Genomic DNA, 17552 nt, shown 5'->3' with positions numbered 1-17552 from the left:
CTACCTTAAAAAATGCGGGATGGTTAGAACCCTGTAGATTACCTTAGGCGTAGGAGGGTAAACAACTGCAAACCACGCCAAACGCCCAATGGCACAGGGAAAAAAGATGCAACTGATTCAGTTTTGATCAGTTTTAGAAACTTTGCGGGTCAAAGGCTTCAAGTCGACTTAAGCAGTGGCCTAAGTTCACCTCCAAAACATCGCTGATTTTGGACAGCTTTTCTCTTAGCTGCTTGCCGCTTTGAGTATCCTCAACCTTGCTGGCTATGATGACGTAATTTCCACTGCTTAACAGGGCACCGCGACAATCCACGAAGTGGATCGCCAGTGCTGCCATCAATTGTGGATGACGTTGGTGTTCCGCCCAGCAGTTGAGAACCAGTACGCCACTGCTTTTAAGTTGAGCGGCGGCTTGAGTAACAAAGTCCGTTTTCAACTGATCTTCAGCCACCGCATCGGCACCGTAGATATCTGCCATCACCAGATCCACCTTCTTATGGCCACCTTCATCGAGGTAACTTTGGGCATCTTGATGCACCAATTCGATGCGCTTACTCTGGGGCAAACCGAAGTACTTATGGGCCAACTCGGTCACCAAAGGTCGCAGTTCAACCCCAGTTACCTTGATCCCTTTCACTCCTTTGACCAGCGCACTGATCAAGCAGCCGCCCCCGACGCCCAGTACCAACGCGCGCTTGGGAGTACAAAACAGCAATGACAACATCATCGCCTGAGTGTATTCGTGCTGAAGTACCCACGGCTTTTTGACTAAGGTCCGACTCTGCTCATCGGCGGGGCCAAACCCCAACACTCTCAAAGGTCCCATCAAACTTGGCTGCTCGGTGACACGAATGGGACCGAAGCGATCTTCCCCTTCAAACAGTACGGTATCGTCGATCATGGCGCCTCTAGTTGGAGTTCTAACTTCATTAAAATGGAGCGCATTATCCAATAAGCCGGTTTGGTCACTCAACCCCAAAACAGCAACAGAAGAACAAGGCCGCACAATTGGGTTAAAAGTGGGGTAAAGAAGTATGACCAGTCGATAAAGTTTCGCTATCCAACCATAGTGATAATCGGGCCTGTGGCGAGAAATCAGCCCATTAGTGGGACGATATCAAGCTAATGACAATTTGCAGTGGACACTGCCGGTGACAATTGTTAAAAGTCGCATTAATGGTGGCTTGACCGCCGATTATAAAAATAATGCACTAGGCAAATTATGAAAACTCAGCAATCAATAATCTCTAAACTGGCCAATGGCAGTCTGGTTCTCCAGATTTTCATCGGCATACTCGCCGGTATTGCCCTTGCGGTAGTCTCCCCAGACTCCGCCAAGAGCATCGGCTTCCTCGGTGGCTTGTTTGTCTCCGCCCTTAAGGCGGTAGCCCCAATTTTGGTATTCGTACTGGTCGCAGCGTCCATTGCCAACCAAAAGCGTGGCGAACACACCAACATGCGCCCAATCATTACTCTGTATCTGATTGGTACCTTCGCCGCCTCTCTGACCGCGGTGGTCGCCAGCTTTATGTTCCCAACCTCGCTGGCGCTGGTGACCAATAACGCCACCGTAACGCCGCCTGAGGGCATCGCCGAAGTCTTAAACACCCTGCTGTTTAAGATTGTCGACAACCCAATCAACGCGCTGATGACCGGTAACTTCATCGGCATCTTGGCTTGGGCTGTGGCTCTGGGCTTGGTGCTGCACAAAGCCACCGACGCCACTAAGCAAGTATTCCAAGACCTGTCTCACGGCATCACCAGCATCGTTAAAGTGGTGATCCGCTTTGCGCCCATTGGTATCTTTGGCTTAGTCTCCAACACCATTGCCGAAACTGGTTTTAGTGCACTGGCCGGCTACAGTCAGTTACTGCTCGTACTGCTAGGTGCCATGGCGTTTATCGCTCTGGTGGTGAACCCAGCGATGGTGTTCATCAAGACCCATGAGAACCCATACCCATTGGTGCTGAAATGTTTGCGTGAAAGCGGCGTAACCGCCTTCTTTACCCGCAGCTCTGCCGCTAACGTTCCAGTTAACCTTGACCTGTGTAAGCGTCTCGATCTGCACGAGGATACCTATTCAGTGTCTATCCCTCTGGGTGCCACTATCAACATGGGCGGCGCAGCGATCACCATCACTGTGCTCACCCTAGCGGCGGTGCACACCATGGGCGTAGAAGTAGACATCCTAACCGCACTGCTGCTTAGCATTGTGGCCGCGGTTTCCGCCTGTGGTGCCTCCGGCGTCGCCGGTGGTTCCCTGCTGCTGATCCCACTGGCTTGCAGCCTGTTCGGCATCTCCAATGACATCGCCATGCAGGTAGTCGCCGTTGGCTTTATCATCGGTGTGGTTCAAGACTCCGCCGAAACTGCGCTGAACAGCTCCACCGACGTGATCTTTACTGCCGCCGCCTGTAAAGCGGCCGAGAAAGAGCAAGACTAGAACACGGTCTTAGCCCTAAACAATCAAGCCCGGCACTGCGCCGGGCTTTTTATTCTCTAAATTGGGCAGATTGCGTAATCCCCCTAGCTGGGTTACCGTGAATAACAGTGATTTCCCATTTCTTACATGGAGTTTGAATGGTCAAACTGACTCAGATCGCCCTAGTCTCTGCCCTTCTCGCCCTTGGGGGCTGTTCCGGTGACAAGGGACCGCCACCGATGACGGTGCAGTGCGCCGCCTATTACGACATTGCCACAACCGCCCTAGGTAAGCTCAATGCCCCGCAAATGAAGCAGGTAATCATTCGTCTGCAACTGGCGAAGAAGCTGGCCTTTCAAATGGCTCAAGAGGAGGTTGGCGACGAGTTTGATGAGATGCTTAGCGAAGAGACCTCTCGCCAACAAGGGATGTTGCCCAATCCAGGCTCCATCGGACCGCTGATGAACCAATACAAACAGCAGTGCCAAACTCTGGTACAGAGCTAACCCGTGTTGACAGATAACAAAGGGCCAGCTTCTTTGCTGGCGCTTTGTTACTGATTAGTCTGTGCCTGCCAATAGGCAAATAGCGCCTCAATCTCACCGGAGCAAAGCAGCGTCATCGCCCCTTTCAGTTGCTCATCAGGCCACTGCCACCATTTCATGGTCATCAACATCTCAATCTGTTTAGGTTCAAACCGCAATCGGATCAGTTTTGCCGGGTTACCGCCCACCACTTCATAGGGTTTGACGTCCTTGGTGACCAGCGCCCGACTGGCGATGATGGCTCCATCTCCGATACGAACCCCAGGCATGATCATCGCTTCAGCGCCGATCCAAACGTCGTTGCCAACCACCGTATCTCCCGCTCGTTTAAAGCCGTCCTTCGCCCCAGCAAAGTCTGGGTTGTCTTGGTAGAAAAATGGGAAGGTGGCGGCCCAGTCGTGGCGATGGCCTTGATTGCCCGCCATCATAAACACCGCCCCAGAACCGATAGAGCAAAAACTGCCAATGCGCAGTTTATCCACGTCATCTCGTTCAGGGCTTAAGTATCGGGCGCAGTCATCGAAACTGTGCTGGTGGTAATAACCGGAGTAGTAGCTATGTCGGCCAACGATGATGTTGGGGTTGGTCACCTGCTCAGAAAGGGGCTTTCCGGCAAAGGGCGAATCGAAATAGTTATTCATCGCTCGAATCTATTCAAAGACTTAATGTGGCAGGCATTGTAGCAAACCTTCTCAGTGCCCCGCTGTGACTCCAGCTCACAGGCCACCAGAAAGATTGAAATACCGCAATTTCAGGTGAAATGCATCCACGCGGCCTCCGGTCTATTACTCGTCTGAGTCGGTAGGTGGTCTATCGCCTAAGACTGATATTCTAAAAGGACTTCCCAATGAACAAGATCATTACCCTGCTGCTGGCACTGTCATCATTTACTCTCAGTGCCGCCATCGCCCCATCCGAGACCCAAATCCAACCACTTCTAAACGGCATGACCATTCCCGATTCCCAACTAACCAATGCCGATGGCCAACGCCAATCCCTTGGCCAGTGGACCGATGGTAAACCCAGCCTGTTGGTGTTCTATCGTGGTGGCTGGTGCCCCTACTGCAACGCGCAACTGGCTGGTCTCGCCAAAATTGAGGCGCAGCTAAATCGTCTTGGAGTACAGATCATCGCCATCTCCCCCGATGCCCCAAGTGAGCTAAAACAAGCGGGAGATGAACTGAATTATCAACTGCTGTCTGACACTCAACTGGCAACCTCAGAAGCGTTCGGCATCGCCTACCTGCTCTCCCCCAAACTGTCCAAAGCCTACATCAACAAATTGGGTTCCCGTTTGGTTCAAGATAAAGACAGCCAACGAGCAGCGCTGCCAGTTCCCGCCGTCTACTTAGTGGACGGCAAAGGCTTGGTGCACTTCAGCTATCTCAACCCCAACTACAAGGTGAGAGTGGAACCAGAGTTAGTACTCACTGCCGCCAAATTGATGGTGGACTAGTCAACTGATATCGGTATGATGGCGCCCAATGCTCTGCAAAGATACTGTTATCCATGATGAAAAAGCTGACTAACACACTCTTGAGCCTTGGGATGCCTCTGCTGTTAAATGCCCCTTTCGCCTTGGCAGAAATAGACCCTTTCTACGCCAACGCCAAGGTTCAATCCCAGGCGCCTAAAGCGTTTGTATTGCAGCCTCAAAGCCTAAAGTTTGTGCGCCAAGCGATGCGGATCACCCAAGAAGAAGCCAACAGCTTAACGATGGCCATCGTCAAAGATGATGAAATTGAGGCGATGCTAGAGAGTTGGCCAACCCTCAGTTTCGATGAGATGCTGCCCTATTTAGTGGACATCTTTGAGCTTCAATGTCGTCTGGTTGGCATCGGCGAGCCCAAGCTCATCATCGACAGCCACAGCTATCCGGGAAAAACGGTTTACTTCGATTTTGATCCAGACAACCCAGATAGGGGAACGGTGTTTCTCAACTCTGAGAAGCTAGCACAGATGGATAACTGGACCGTGTTGGCCTTAATGATTCATGAAACCCGTCATTCGCTGCAATTCCAATTGGCGTTTGATGACAATGGCATCATGGCCTCCACTTATCGCGCCGCGTTTGAAGCTCAAAAACAGTTAACGGATTACTCATTCTCCGATTTCATGACCTTGGCCAACGAATACGAAGCGTTCCAATTTGCCAATCAAGTGGTTGGAAGGTTAAGCCATTGGCAGTGGGATATGGAATCCATGGGCAGCTATGTCAGCCAGTTTCATCCCGATGGCAAACTCAAAGTCGACCTGATTAAACTTCACAATCAAGACAAGGGCCAATCGCTTCTGGATAAGTTCAATCATGCGGTCAAACCTCAATGGCAAAATCGCCAGCAAACCCAAACCTCGCAGTAACGGGAGTTTGATAATGAACTGGACATCGGCTTTTTGTTGGTCAACAAGCGCAGTTTGCAGCTAGCTACAGCCTGACCCAGTCGATGATGAAATTAGCCTTAGCTACCGGGGTCAACTTTACTTTCACTGCTTGTCCAGCAGATGACGACGAGCCGAGTTAACTCTTAATCATCTTCAAATTCGCGCCAACAGAAATCCAATCGCCAATGCTGTCTATTCTGACTTACGTACTCACCTCCGCCGCCGTATTCGCCGTAGCGATCGAGCTGATGTGCCGCATGCAAGCGGCCTTAATTAAGCACCCAAGAACGAAAGCCAAGCTCTACCTTTGCTTTGGCATACCTCTGGTGATCTGCCTTGCACTGGGGCTTTGGGTGCTAAATCTGCATGACAAAATCGTCGAGCTAGGCTTCTCTGAATCGGTTCAGTTTCTGCTTTTGGCCGCCGCAGCAGGCACCGTCATCGGTACCATGTTCATCACCAGTGATAGGCGTTACTCACAACTTGATAAAAAGATCAGCTCCTGGGTTTACCAAGAACATTAAGGTTGCTTCCCTTTAAACGCCTTAGTAATCACTTGCACTGCGCCAAGGTGTCAGCCATAGTTCGCCGATGCACTCGAGTAACACCAGCCGCTTATGGCAACCTCACTACCGACAGGGTCCGGACTACCGCTTTGGAGACGACGTCTCCTTTGGCGACATTCGGGACCAATTTGGCTTATCTGGGGTCAAGGTAGGCCGCTGGGTCGACAAGGCAGAACGCCAGCAAGCGGCCAACCTCATCTTTGATGCCCTAGCGGACTTGGCGTTTATCCTCAATGTGCCGCCGCAAACCTTAGGTCTTCGCGGGCAACTGAGTTTGGCCTTTGGCACCGGCGGACAGCCGGGCGTTCAGGCTCACTATGCTCCGGCTTCCAAAACTCTAGCACTGGCGAAAAATGCCGGTTCAGGAGCCCTCGCCCACGAGTTCTGGCATGCCTTTGATCATCATGTTGCCGAGAAAGCCTTCGAGCAGCGTCATCATGGTATTCGCTTTGCTAGCCACCTGTGGCTGCAACATGAGCCGCTGCGAGCTCATCCTATTAATCACGCGTTGTCACAGTTATTTGAAGCGGTGTTTGCCCCCAATACCGACGACCATGGGGAGTACCTTACCCAGGCGATGGCATTGGACAAGCAGTTAGGACGCACTTACTTTGCCCTGCCCACGGAGTTAATGGCTCGAGCTTTCGAAGCCTGTATTCAAGGGGATAATCGCATCAAAAATCAGTATCTGGTCAGTGGCACCAAGCAAAGTGACTTAGCCAAAGCAGGCGCCTATCCTAGCCCTGAGCACCTACGGATAATTCGTAACGCCACCCTCAGCTATTTTGAGCTCTTGGGTCGCAGCCTTTAATGATTTTGATAATACTCATCGTGTCGGCGTTTCGCCTCACTATCCTGCTCACCTGAATAGAAACGAACAACGCCTCTATCTGCTTCGCTAAGGTGCAACCAACCTTCAGCCACGCGGTACCAATCGGAATTGGCTCTCTCATACACCCACGGGAAACTTCCCCAACCAGATTCGGATACGGAAAACTCCTGAAAACGGCCGATGGTTTCATAATTGGCATCGACGGTAGGGCTGTCGTAAACCTTAATCAATCCAAACGATGGCTTGGTAGTAAAGAAGTAACAACTGACCGAGGGCAAACGTCGATCAAACCAGCGGTATGGCTCTGCGGTTTCTAACGAGTATGCGATGCAATCATTAAATGGGATTGCCCAAGGCCGATGATCTACAAAGCCAATATAACCAATGGCTCTTGGTGATACGTCAGTGCAGCCAATCAATAATAGAGGCAATAGAGATAAATACGTTTTCATCAACAAACCAATTAACGAATAAGTAAAAAATAATAACAAAAAGATCGGTCTCTATTTAAATATCTCCGACCCCAAATGAGAACAATTATAATTTAGACACAAAAAACCTCGCCTAAGCGAGGTTTTTATCAAAGGGTTTTGAGCCGCTTACTTTTTAGGGTAAGGGTGAGCAACGCCTTTGTGACAATCAACACAGGTCTTGTACTTCTCAGGCTTGGTTTGAAGCTTTTTGAAGTTCATTGCGTGCATCTTCTTCGCCATCTTCTTCATGGACTCAGGCTGGTTCTCATACACGTTAGTGTGGCAGCTCTGACAGGTGTCAGAATCAATAGAACGCAGGTAGTCCAGAGCGAGATCAGCTTGCTCTTTACGGTTTTCATCCAGCCACTCTTGAGTGTTGAAACCGTCGATGGTCAAGTAACCGTATAGGTCTTTAGATACGATGATCTTCTTAACCAAGTAACGAACTGGATCCGGCGGCAGGTGACACTGCTGACACTGAACAGTAATGCCCGCTTTGTTGTTACCGTGAGCAGACGCCATCACTTCGTCTTTCAACGAGTGGTTGCTGTGACAGCTCATGCAGAACGCATCGGAACTGGTTGCGTGAAGTACAGTTTGGCCACCGAAGAAACCAATTGCACCTACAGCAACAGCCAGGAATGCACCAACAGGGATACCTAGCATCCATTTGGCTTTAGGCTGCTGCCATAATTTAGCCCAAGCAGACTTTTTATTATCTACCATCTCTCATCCTCATCTCATAAAGCAGTGCGGCCCAACAGGGCCGCTAATTTCTCAATAGAGAATTCTACTCATCCAAACCTACACAAAAGATGACCCAAATCACAAATGAACGAGTTTTAAGAACTATTTAACTGACCAGCGGGATCTGGATCAATTTTTTGACCCCATTCCAACTCAAGATCGATTTAAGACTCATTCGCAAGTAAAAAATATGTTTATAGAGGCATCAAAATCGGCATCGGAATCAATACTTTGATCACATATACAAAACCAAAACTGCGATATGTAAATTTTGTATGAACATTAGTTTTTATTGAAATGGATCACAACGGGTCAACTAGACTAACTGTATCTTAAAGCTGCTGAGAAACTACCCCTTTAGGGATAGATTCTTGAGAGCATACAAATGCTTATTATGCAGGGAAAAGAAATGATGATGAAACAATCCAAACTATGGCGGGCTATGGCCTTTGCCAGTTTAGGTGCCGTTGCCCTAGCGGGCTGTGGCGGCAGCGATGGTGACGACGGCAAGCCAGGCGAACCTGGTGAACCAGGTCCTATTGGCGTGCATATTGACGAACAAAAGTCAGTTACCGCCACCTTTACTAACGCCACCATTACCGATGGCCAAGTCAAGGTAGACTTCACCTTAGAAAACGCCAATGGCGTTGCCGTTTATGGCCTAACCACGGATCACGATTTGCGCTTTGGTATCTCTCAGTTGACGCAAGTCTCTGAAACCATTGATGACACCGAATACGATCGCGGCTTCCAGTGGCAGTCCTTTATCAACGATGCCAAACAGCCTAACGAAGACTGGTTGCCAGACGACATGACCGGTCTGAACCCTGGTCCTACGGTTCAAGCAAACGTTGAAAAAGCGTGTACCGACTGCTTGGTTGACAACAAAGACGGCACCTACAGCTACACCTTCGCCGCTAACGTTGCCAATGTAACGGCTCCCGTTGCCGTAACCTACAACGCCGATGCAACCCAGCGCATCTACATGGAACTTGAGCACCCTTCGTTTGTTGAGAATGCTCACTACGACTTCCAGCCATCAACCGGTGCCACTACCGATCTGCAGACTCGTGATGTGGTTTCTCTGGAAACCTGTTACACCTGTCACCAGCCAGAAAGCTTGGCATTCCACGGTGGCCGTCGTACCGACATCGAAAACTGCGTTGCCTGTCACACCCCAACCTCTGCCGATCCAGAGTCTGGTAACAGCGTTGACTTTGGCTTCATGATCCACGCTATCCACAAAGGTGAAACTCGCCACGTCATCGAAAAAGATGCCGATGGAAATGAAGTCACCGTGGCCAAGCCGTACAAGATCATCGGTTACGGTGGTGGCATCCACGACTACGGTAAGGTGATGTTCCCGCAAAAGCCTGCGGCCGACTGTAGCTCCTGTCACGTAGAAGGCGACAACGCCCCTGCAGACGCGGATCTGTTCAAAGCCGATAAGAGCAACACCGCTTGTATCAGCTGTCACGAAGAAACACCTTCATACATGCACTCAAGCACCGACTGTATGTCTTGCCACAAGCCTGAAGGTTACGGCCGCAGCGCTGAAGAAGCACACGGCGATTACACCAAGCCGTATGACGTCAGCAAAGACTACAGCGCTGAGTTCACCAACATCGCTTCTAACGGCAGCAACGGTATCGCGTTTGACGTTCAGCTGTTTAACGACGCTGGCGAAGCCATTGCCAAAGAGTTCGTATATAAGGAAGGTTACAGCAAGCCATACATCGTGGTTTCTTGGGATATCGACAAAGATTACCCAGCCTACGAAGATGGCAGCAAGTACTCCGAGCGTCGCATCGATCTGTATGACGACACTCAGGTGACTTACGATGCAGCGACTAAGACCTTTAGCGTCTCCAGTGCCAACATCGTTCTGCCTGCGGACATCAACGGCAAAACCATGGAACTGCTTCCTGTAGTGAAAACCTGCTTCCAGAAAGGCGGTTACGGTCGCCCACTGGTTGAACCAAAGAGCTGCTACGAAGCCGATGGCAGTAACTCTGACAGCGTTAAAGCCGCTTACATCCAAGATGAGCCTAAGCGCTTTGTTTGGAACAACGGTGTCGACGCCAATGCTGACGTTGCCATGCGTCGTGACATCATCGACGAAGCTAAGTGTCAATCTTGCCACGGTGCTGAGTACTACCACGACTCCAACGGCGTTAACTGTCAGGCCTGCCACACTGCAGACAAGTCCACTAAGACTGATGATGCCGATAAAGGCACCAAGAAGAGCACCAGCTTTGCCTATAAGGCTCACAAAGCTGACGGCCACTACCTCAAGTATGCAGGCGTAGGTTCAGGCACTGTGCTGAAGACCGACTGTGCCACTTGTCACACCGATAACGGCATTGAGCTAGGTCGTAGCCCAGATCGCGTATGGCGCTTCGCAACCGGTGACAACTCCACCGGCGGTGCCAAAGACATCTTCGTCTCTTCCGATGCCGGTACTTGCTTTACCTGTCACCAGAAGTACCTAGGTGAATCAGCTCTGGCCCACATGACCACCTATGGTGCGGTTGTGGGTGCAGAAACCGCAGACGAAGTTCGCACCAACGCGAAAGAGAGCTGCGCAACCTGCCACTCTCCTGAGCAATTGACCACTGTACACGGTCACTAAGGGATAAACTCTTAGCAACAAAAACCGGCCCTTGTGGCCGGTTTTTCTTTTCACAAAATGAACTAAACTCAAGCAATCCTTCATTTCTTTTATCACTTTACAAAGCTTTACGTTTCCATTAGTGAAACCTTATTCAATCGGCGATGCAGGTCACAGACTATCTACCCCTAAATTGATATAAATCGCCTTGAATGAATTGATTCTGATGTATAAAACAACAGACATTCGAAGAGACTGGGGAATCCCTTTCTCTGAAAAGCAGGGAAATAATGATGATGATGAAACAACCTAAAGACTGGCGCTTGCTGGCTACCGCTGTGGTAGTGAGCTCCGCCCTCTCCGCCTGTGGCGGAAGCGATGGTAACTCCGGCGATGATGGTGACCCAGGTCGACCTGGTGGTGAACCCGCCATGGAAGTTAACACCCTCAACCTTGAGGTGACCAATGTTAACTATACCGATGGTCAACCAGTAGTTACCGTACTGGCAACCAACGAAGACGACGAGTCTATTGTCGGCCTACAAAGCCTGCAGGTAAAACAGTACCAACTGTACCCTCAAGGCTCTGACGAAGTGGCCATCGGCGATTCCGCCAAGTGGGAATCCAATGGCTCCCAGTCACAATTCGTTGACCAAGGCAACGGTTACTACACCTTTACCTTTGCCGACACCACTCCCAACCTGAACCTGACCCAACGCTTCAACGTTGTGGCCGGTACCAGCGCGCTGCCTGATGGCACGGCCATTCCAGCCCAAGAGATCAGCGTTGACTTCAACGGTGACGGCGCTGCACCTCAGTACACCAAAAATGTGGTTTCCCACGAAGTGTGTGCTCAGTGTCACCTCGAGGGTGAGCTGCTGACCTTCGGTCGCCACTCCGCCTATACCGAAGTGGAAACCTGCATCGCCTGTCACAGCGAAACTAAGCTGACTGGCAAGCGCACCAGCTTCCAGCACCTGGTTCACGCCATCCACAACAGCGAAACCTCTTTCGTTGATAAGAAAGATCACCTGTACAGTGGTGAAGCGGCCGAGGCGCTGATCGGTAACGATTGTCGCACCTGTCACGTGGAATCTGCTGAGCTAGCTGAATGGGGCAACTGGAATCGCGTTCCAACTAAGGAAACCTGTACCGGCTGTCACAACAAGGGCTACGACGACAACAAATTCCCAATTCCATCTGCGACTCACATTGCGCAGAAGGATAATTCCGAATGTGCTACCTGCCACACCCCTGAGCAGATCAGCAACATTCACACCCTATCCCACGAGCAAACCGACGCGGTTATTGGCCAATGGGGTACCGACGTAGAGATGGCTTACAACGCCGGTTCTGACAACGTGTCTATCTCGGTTACCGTATTGGACGAGGCTGGTGTCGCTCTGGATCCTAACGCCATCGTTAGCAACATCGAGCGTCTGGAACTGACCACCAACGTTGGTCCGAACTTCCCTATCCACGGATACGGCTACAACAGCTTCAACGCCGTTGAGCGTGGTGAGCTGGCTGACAACGTTACCATCGTCGGTAACACCATTGTGGCCATCACCAATGTGGACTTCGGCGGCGAAGGTACCGATGCCGACACCGCATTCACTTTCGCGGGTCTGTCTGTTTGCTCTGAAGGCGACAAGATCATCTCCTGTGAAGGCGTTGCCACCGACGCTGACGGCCACACTCTGGACGAGCACTTCACCGGCATGAACGCTAACCTAGCCTTCACCACCAAATCAGGTGCTGAGCCTAGCAAGCGTCACACCGACTCAGTGAGTGCCAAAGCCTGTGCGGAATGTCACAGCGACAACTTCGAAATCCACAAAGGCACTCACCACCCAGGTTTCGTCATGGGTGAACAGGTTGACTTTGGCTTGGACGGTTGTGTGTCCTGTCACACCCCTGCGGGCACCTACGCTTCCACTAACCTAGGCGCCATCGAGCAGAAACTGCACGCTCGCCACGGTAGCGAAGCGATCATTCAGGACTGCGCCGAGTGTCACTCCAGCTTCAACCTAGGTGCTTTCGCCAACAAAGGCGCCATCAATACTGGCGTTCTTGATGGCGGTAGCCCATACAACCCAGCAGATGCCGCCTACGGCACCCCAATCGCTGCAACCTGTGGCAGCTGCCACAACTACGATGCCGCGATTGAGCACATGACCGGTGGTACTTTCGGTAACGGTAAGTACAACGTAGAGAAGAGTGTTGCTCAAGATGCAGTTGCCGCAGAAAACTGCTTCATCTGTCACGCACCATCTCTGGAAAACCACAAGGCACTGAACTTCTAAGTCACTAAGGGGAGGCTCGCCCTCCCCTCACTGACCTGAATGTAGGAAATCTTATGAAAAAGATGAACTGGGTTACCCCCCTACTTGCAGCCGCAGCGCTGATGGTGGGCTTTGGTGCAACCGCGGCCAAGTGGAACAACAAGCCCGCTGAAGAGATTGAGCAGATTCTTGATGCCAAGTTCGCAGCTGGTGAGTACTCCAAGAAAGGTGCCGACGGCTGTATCATGTGCCACAAGAAAACCGGCGAAGTGATGGAGATCTTCAAAGGGGTTCACGGCCAAACGTCTCACAGCAAAAGCCCTATGTCTGGCCTTCAATGTGAAGCCTGTCACGGCCCGCAAGGCAAGCACAACCGTGGTGGTAAGGAGCCAATGATCCAATTTGGCGCTGAGTCGCCACTGCCAGCAGACAAGCAAAACAGCGTTTGTCTCTCCTGTCACCAAGACGGTGAGCGCATGGCATGGCACGCCAGCAGCCACAACTTGGAAGAGGTGGCCTGTGCCTCCTGCCACGTGGTTCACGCCGAAAAAGATCCTATCCTAGACCCTGATACTGAAGTGGATACCTGCGTAAGCTGTCACACCCGCAAGAAAGCGGACATGAACAAGCGCAGCGCTCACCCTATCAAATGGTCTGACATGATCTGCTCTGACTGCCACAACCCTCACGGTTCAATGTCGGAAGCCGCGCTTAACCGCACCTCAACCAACGAAACCTGCTATGAGTGTCACGCGGAGAAGCGCGGCCCTTTCTTATGGGAACACGCCCCAGTTGCCGAAGACTGTTCAGCGTGTCATAACCCCCACGGCAGCGTTAATGAAAGCATGTTGAAAAACCGCGCACCGCAACTGTGTCAGCAATGCCACACAAATGCGCACAGCGGCAACAGCATCAATGGCAAACCAAGTGTGTTCACCGGCGGCCAAAGCTGCTTGAACTGCCACACTCAGGTTCACGGGTCTAACCACCCTGACGGCCAAGCGTTGCAACGCTAAGGAGACATAGGATGAACTTTCGTTTAAATCTGATCACCCTAGCGTTGGCCGGCGTATCTGGCATGGCTATGGCCGGTGGCTACAGCCTGCAAGACGCTAACCTAGACAAGGTGAATACCGACAAGTGGAACTGCAAACGATGCAGCGTTCAAACCGGGGCTAACGGTACCGTCGGCCTAGCCGCGGGTGTCATCGACAGCGACAACGAACGCTCCGCCAACGCCTTTGGTGGCGAAGATGGCGCGGTTGGTGCCGTCAATGCAGACCTAACCTACCTAAGCGACGCCGGTTATGGCGCAAGCTTTACCGCTGACAACTTAGGCATGGACAACGGCCGAGCGCACGTAGAAGCTGGCCACGGTGATACCTGGGGCGTGGCTCTGGATTACGGCAAGCTGGTTCACGTGAACTACGCCAACGCCGAGTCTGAGTACGGCTTCGTTGGCAATACTTTGGTGAAAGGTGATCTCAGCAAGCAGTCATTGCAAACTGAGCGCGAGCGCTACGGCGCCGAGCTGAGCTTTGGCGGCGAGATGTGGCAAACCTGGGCCAACTTCAAACGCGAAGATAAGACCGGTAAACAAGCTGCGTCCTTTTATGGTGGTACTCAAAGTCACGTCAACTTCGCCAAGCCTATCGACAGCACTACCGACACTTGGGAAGCTGGGGTTAAGGTCAATGGCGAACGTTGGTTTACCAGCCTAAGCTACTTGGCTTCCGCTTACGACAACAACCTTGGTGCGTTCAACTTCGATAGTGCCATGGGCGCCTACCAAGATGCGCCAAGCAACGAAGCCTACCAGGTGATTGCTAATGGCCAATACGGCTTTGGCCGCACTAACATCGCTGGTCGCTTCGCCACCGGTGAGATGACCCAAGACGACAGCCTGCTCAACTACGGCAACGGCATTAGCAGTTTCGATGGCAAGGTCACCACCACCGATGTGGATCTGAAGCTAACCTCTCTGGTCACCAACAAACTGCGCCTCACCGCCAGCTTTGATTACAGTGACCGCGATGTGGGCTCCTCAGTGTTCTACACCCCAGGTGTTGAAATTGATGCCGCTTCCGGTAACGCCACCGAGTACACCGCGTACGATACCGAACGCACCACCTACAAAGTGGGCGCCAGCTATCGCATCGCTTCTGGCTATCGTGTTGACGGTGGCTACGACCGCAAAGAGGTGACTCGCTCAGGTCAAGACCGTGAAGAGACCACCGATGACGGCGTCTGGGCTCGTCTGCGCGTGACCGCGTTCGACAAGTTCGATGTTGCCATTAAAGGTGGCTTCAACAGCCGTGACGGTTCCAGCTATCAAGTTCAGGGCAGTGACAACGATCTGACTCGTCGTTACTACCTGGCCGACCGCGATCGCACCGAAGCCAGCATCCGCATCAGCCACAACCCAACCGAGCGCCTAAGCGTCGACCTTAACGGTCACTACGCTCTGGATGACTACAAAGATTCTGAGATCGGCCTGACCGAAGCAGAAGACTACAGCTACGATTTGACCATCGGCTTTGCCCACACAGAGCGTTTCAACACGCACCTGTTTGTTGGCCAGCAGTGGATCACCTCTGAGCAGTCTGGTTCTGTTTCCGGCCCTGCCACTTGGGATGCGGTTGTGGAAGATGACTTCTTCAACGCCGGCTTTGGCTTTACTTACACCGGTCTAATGGCAGATAAGTTGGTTCTAGGTGGCGACTATGTGTACGCCGACTCCGAAAGCAACACCGTGTCTGGATTCAGCGAGTATGACGACTACTTCGCCACCAGCCACAATCTGAACCTGTACGGTGCCTATGCCCTTTCTAAGCAAGCCAGCCTACGTCTGGACTACCGCTTTGAAGGTTACGAGGATGCCGATTACGCGGTGATTGAAGCGCAGCAGGTGAACAACCTGGTGACCTTGGGTGATCTAAACAGCGACTACAACGCCCATATGGTGATGTTGTCGTTCAACTACCAGTTGTAAGCCCGTCCCATCATGAAAAAGGCCAGCATCCGCTGGCCTTTTTAGTCTCAAGCTCTCACCGGCAACACTTCAGAGACCTCCTCGTCAAGCATCTGCAACACCGACTCCCAACCATGCTGAGGCTGCCAGCCAAGCAGTCGCTGCGCCTTGGATGAGTCGTACACCCGATCCAGGGTCTCAGGTAAGTGCCAACCTCGGCGTTCAAACTCTGTAGCAAGTTTGGGGCACTTTAATCGAATAAGCTCTCTCGCACCGCCATAAAGCGTGTCCGAGTCTTTAGATTGAAATGGGGTTTTGCCGGAAATAATGAAGCGCTCAAAGCCCGGTAAGTCGGTCTCAATCGCCAATCTGTGTGCGAGGGCCACATCTCGAGCATCAATGCCTCGGGTTAGCCGATATACCGCCATCCAATCTGCAGGTTCAGGAAAACAGCGAGACATACGCAGTACCGTGACGGGCAAGTCATGCCGGGTCGACAGCGCTTCCAGCCCCTGCTCTGCCGCCAGCTTAGTGCGGTGATAGATGGTTCTTGGTTTGGGAATCAAAGTTTCGTCCACCCAACCACTGCGGCCTTCCGGTGTAGACGCTTTACCGTAAAGCGCGGTGGTGCTGGTAAACACAAATCGCTTAACCCCCAACTCCACCGCCAACGTTGCCAACCTTAAGGTAGCATCCACATTTATCGACTCAAACTCCTCATCGCTGCCCCGCCCCACATGGGGGGCGTGTAGCGCACCAGCGTGGACGATCACATCCACGCCAGCCAACGCTTGCCTCAGCAGGGCTTCATCCCGAAGATCCCCAACAAAATCTGCCGTTGAGCTGGGGGCTCTATCCAGCCCAACCACCTCATGATGATGCATAAGATGGATAGCAATTGCTCGCCCGACCCGGCCGGTTGCGCCGGTCACTAGTATTTTCATCCGTCCTTCCTAAACGTAAAAACCGGCCTGACGCCGGTTTCGAACATGAGCTGTTTGTAAAGCCAAATCAGGAGTATTAGGCTAGCGGCCCAATACGCGGTCCGCGACGAATGGGTTAGATTTGCGCTCGGCGCCAAAGGTTGAATTCGGACCGTGGCCCGGCACAAACTCCACCTCATCCCCTAATGCCCACAGCTTTTCGGTAATGGAAGCGATCAGATCGTCGTGGTTGGACATCGGGAAATCGGTGCGGCCAATGGAACCCGCAAACAGCACATCACCAACCCAAGCGCGCTGAGAGTCTTGGTGGAAGAACACCACATGCCCAGGGGTGTGACCAGGGGTGTGGATCACCTCCAGCGTCTGATTGCCCACTTGCACCTTATCCCCTTGATTCAGGTAGCGATCTGGCGAAAACGCATTGGACAAAGCCAAACCAAACATCTGCGCCTGTTGCGGCAACTGATCCAGCCAAGCTTGATCCGCTTTCTCTGGGCCCACCAGAGGTACCTCTAACTTGTCTGCCAACTGGCGAGAAGCGCCAGCGTGATCGATATGAGCGTGAGTCAGCAGAATCTGCTCCACTTCAACCCCAGCCGCAGCGATGGCCGCTTCGATTCGTTCGAGGTCACCACCAGGATCCACGACCGCCGCTTTATTGGTGTCCGAACACCAGATTAGGCTGCAGTTTTGCTGAAATGGTGTCACAGGGATGATTTGGTATTGCATGGCGTTCGCTCTTATCGGAAGTTATGGCGCTAGGTTACCAAAATC

16 protein-coding genes are annotated in these 17552 nt (G+C 52.1%); 10 read left to right on the top strand and 6 right to left on the bottom strand.

Annotated features, from left to right (window positions below):
* Positions 1-133: 133 nt before the first annotated feature.
* Positions 134-901, bottom strand: coding sequence for a spermidine synthase (locus FCL42_RS02340; RefSeq protein ID WP_136861756.1), 768 nt, complete (start codon positions 899-901; stop codon positions 134-136).
* Positions 902-1222: 321 nt separating this feature from the next.
* On the opposite strand from FCL42_RS02340, the gene sstT reads away from it, so the two are divergent.
* Both sstT and FCL42_RS02330 read left to right on the top strand, forming a co-directional pair.
* Positions 1223-2443, top strand: a complete 1221-nt coding sequence (gene sstT, locus FCL42_RS02335) for a serine/threonine transporter SstT (protein WP_136861755.1) — start codon at positions 1223-1225, stop codon at positions 2441-2443.
* A 137-nt stretch (positions 2444-2580) separates the two neighbouring features.
* The gene (locus FCL42_RS02330; protein ID WP_136861754.1) at positions 2581-2928 is read left to right on the top strand and encodes a hypothetical protein; all 348 of its coding nucleotides are present in this window, start codon (positions 2581-2583) and stop codon (positions 2926-2928) included.
* A gap of 47 nt (positions 2929-2975) precedes the next feature.
* On the opposite strand, the gene catB is transcribed toward FCL42_RS02330, so the two are convergent.
* A complete protein-coding gene (gene catB, locus FCL42_RS02325) occupies positions 2976-3608 on the bottom strand; it encodes a type B chloramphenicol O-acetyltransferase (protein ID WP_136861753.1) in 633 nt (210 codons plus the stop codon).
* Between the two features lie 206 nt (positions 3609-3814).
* Between catB and FCL42_RS02320 the strand changes: the two genes are divergently transcribed.
* From FCL42_RS02320 to FCL42_RS02305, 4 genes are all read left to right on the top strand, one after another.
* The gene (locus FCL42_RS02320) at positions 3815-4423 is read left to right on the top strand and encodes a peroxiredoxin-like family protein (protein ID WP_136861752.1); all 609 of its coding nucleotides are present in this window, start codon (positions 3815-3817) and stop codon (positions 4421-4423) included.
* 53 nt (positions 4424-4476) lie between these two features.
* Complete coding sequence (locus tag FCL42_RS02315) at positions 4477-5328, top strand: hypothetical protein (RefSeq protein ID WP_136861751.1); 852 nt, start codon at positions 4477-4479, stop codon at positions 5326-5328.
* Between the two features lie 206 nt (positions 5329-5534).
* Positions 5535-5873, top strand: coding sequence for a hypothetical protein (locus tag FCL42_RS02310; protein ID WP_136861750.1), 339 nt, complete (start codon positions 5535-5537; stop codon positions 5871-5873).
* Positions 5874-5940: 67 nt separating this feature from the next.
* Entirely contained in the window at positions 5941-6726 is a 786-nt protein-coding gene (locus tag FCL42_RS02305; protein WP_136861749.1) for a CLCA_X family protein, read from the top strand.
* Here the strand turns inward: FCL42_RS02305 and FCL42_RS02300 are convergent.
* Together FCL42_RS02300 and FCL42_RS02295 are read right to left on the bottom strand one after the other, a co-directional pair.
* Positions 6723-7199, bottom strand: a complete 477-nt coding sequence (locus FCL42_RS02300; RefSeq protein WP_136861748.1) for a hypothetical protein — start codon at positions 7197-7199, stop codon at positions 6723-6725. The genes FCL42_RS02305 and FCL42_RS02300 overlap by 4 nt on opposite strands.
* Before the next feature lie 147 nt (positions 7200-7346).
* Positions 7347-7886, bottom strand: coding sequence for a NapC/NirT family cytochrome c (locus tag FCL42_RS02295; RefSeq protein ID WP_407644361.1), 540 nt, complete (start codon positions 7884-7886; stop codon positions 7347-7349).
* Positions 7887-8376: 490 nt separating this feature from the next.
* Between FCL42_RS02295 and FCL42_RS02290 the strand changes: the two genes are divergently transcribed.
* The 4 genes from FCL42_RS02290 (at position 8377) to FCL42_RS02275 (ending at position 15855) form a co-directional block, all read left to right on the top strand.
* Positions 8377-10599 (top strand): OmcA/MtrC family decaheme c-type cytochrome, encoded by a 2223-nt coding sequence (locus FCL42_RS02290; RefSeq protein ID WP_324612844.1) that lies wholly within the window; start codon positions 8377-8379, stop codon positions 10597-10599.
* A gap of 272 nt (positions 10600-10871) precedes the next feature.
* A complete protein-coding gene (locus tag FCL42_RS02285; protein WP_136861746.1) occupies positions 10872-12884 on the top strand; it encodes an OmcA/MtrC family decaheme c-type cytochrome in 2013 nt (670 codons plus the stop codon).
* Positions 12885-12937: 53 nt separating this feature from the next.
* A complete protein-coding gene (locus tag FCL42_RS02280) occupies positions 12938-13879 on the top strand; it encodes a DmsE family decaheme c-type cytochrome (RefSeq protein WP_136861745.1) in 942 nt (313 codons plus the stop codon).
* An 11-nt stretch (positions 13880-13890) separates the two neighbouring features.
* Positions 13891-15855 (top strand): MtrB/PioB family decaheme-associated outer membrane protein, encoded by a 1965-nt coding sequence (locus FCL42_RS02275; RefSeq protein ID WP_136861744.1) that lies wholly within the window; start codon positions 13891-13893, stop codon positions 15853-15855.
* Between the two features lie 47 nt (positions 15856-15902).
* Here the strand turns inward: FCL42_RS02275 and FCL42_RS02270 are convergent, their stop codons facing one another.
* Together FCL42_RS02270 and FCL42_RS02265 are read right to left on the bottom strand one after the other, a co-directional pair.
* On the bottom strand, positions 15903-16778 hold the full coding sequence (locus FCL42_RS02270; protein WP_136861743.1) for an NAD-dependent epimerase/dehydratase family protein: 876 nt from the start codon (positions 16776-16778) through the stop codon (positions 15903-15905).
* Between the two features lie 81 nt (positions 16779-16859).
* Positions 16860-17507 (bottom strand): MBL fold metallo-hydrolase, encoded by a 648-nt coding sequence (locus tag FCL42_RS02265; RefSeq protein WP_136861742.1) that lies wholly within the window; start codon positions 17505-17507, stop codon positions 16860-16862.
* Positions 17508-17552: the final 45 nt, after the last annotated feature.

Source organism: Ferrimonas aestuarii (assembly GCF_005116665.1).
GTDB lineage: Bacteria > Pseudomonadota > Gammaproteobacteria > Enterobacterales > Shewanellaceae > Ferrimonas > Ferrimonas aestuarii.
The sequence above is the reverse complement of the archived record's forward strand: the minus strand, read 5'-3'. Positions and strand labels throughout refer to the sequence as shown.